Source organism: Pedobacter sp. 01N416 (genome assembly GCF_056399685.1).
This window is the reverse complement of the sequence record NZ_JBFTRT010000849.1, coordinates 1-1,416: the sequence shown is the minus strand read 5'-3', so window position 1 is coordinate 1,416 and position 1,416 is coordinate 1. Positions and strand designations below refer to the sequence as shown.

Here is a 1,416-nt window from a genome sequence, read left to right as displayed (position 1 = left end):
TAATTGAAATAAATTAATAATTTTTAAAATCAGTTGTTGGTCTCCATACTTGTATTGTTTCATAAGCGTTGCAATGAAACTCATGAAACAATATAACCTTGTGCGTAACTACATACTTCTGATGTAGCAACCTTTTCTATCCTAATTAGTGCGTATTCTTTATGTCTCCTCTTTTACTCTTATTTTTTAACCTCAACAGTTGCCCCGGTATATTCATTTTGCGGAAAATCAACATTAAGCTCAGTTATTTCTTTGTTGGCATTAGTAAGTGTTAGCTTGGCTGTTTTTTCCTTGTACAAGGGATCAGCCATCGATATGATACGTTGTCCATTCAGGTTCTTTATCATCAAAATACAGGGCTTGTCCACCTTGACTATCGTTGATGCCACAGTTACGAAACCCGCTTCATAAAAAACAACTTGCAACATATCCAAAACCTTATGGTAAACCGCTTGCATGGCCGAACTATTAGCAAGTATCTGCAGATCATTGCCCTTGAACTTTTTCATTTCCTTCGCACTTTTTACTCCTGGCAACACGATATAGGCGTAATCGGCATTCTGTGGTTTTGCACCATGGTCAAGCCAAAGTTTAAATACATTTCCGCTGATCTCATTTTTGGAGGTAGAATTATTGATATGGTACCAGTCTCCCTTTTGCACTGCTGTACTCAGGGTGATATTGCCACCTTTTGGAAAATAATAGCCCATATTATCATGCAGGAACCAAACATCCGATTTTTCAGAACGTGTTATCATCTGGTCTTTTGCTATCAGCTTATCATCCAATGAACTTTCCGTATCTCCCTTTAGCCAGCATTGGTTAATTGTGGTGGTAATATGCTCTGGTTCATCACTTTTAATATCCGTTCCTAGGCACACAATTTCATTATCGAAAAAGAACCAGGCTTTTTTGGCCTGGAGGTTATCGAAATTCAGCATATAGCCGTTTGCCCCATAAATTCCATCACTAACTCCTCCAGCGAAWTCGTTAAGCCCAAGCTCTCCCCAAGATTTCGTCTCTATTTTGTCTTCCACATAATCCCTACTGGTTATGCCAGGTATCTTATCCCATTCCCAAATGGGCATAATGTTATAGTATTCTCCACCGCTAAGCTGGATATTGGTGGCTCCATTGGAGATATATCGGCCCAACAAATTCTCTTTATTGCCCGATTCGCAACGGATAGTGCGTGTACTTGCCATGCGTACATTAAAGGAGTAAGCTGGTCTTGTATGCAAAGTATAATCGGAACTAAAATACTGGTTATGTGCTTTTGTAACCTTGTACGATGGTGCTTCTTTTCCGCCGATCCGGGCACTAGCATTGTCCCATTCCGTAGCGTTCTTGGGATCAACCGCTGTTGCCACTAATAACAGCTTCTTTACACTGGCCATATCCACACTGGCCATATCC

At 40.3% G+C, this 1,416-nt stretch carries 1 protein-coding gene; it reads right to left on the bottom strand.

From position 1 onward, the window contains the following. Nucleotides 1-179: 179 nt before the first annotated feature. Nucleotides 180-1,416: polysaccharide lyase family 8 super-sandwich domain-containing protein (locus AC1DND_RS27810; RefSeq protein ID WP_477586080.1), on the bottom strand; the 1,237-nt coding region annotated here is incomplete at its 5' end.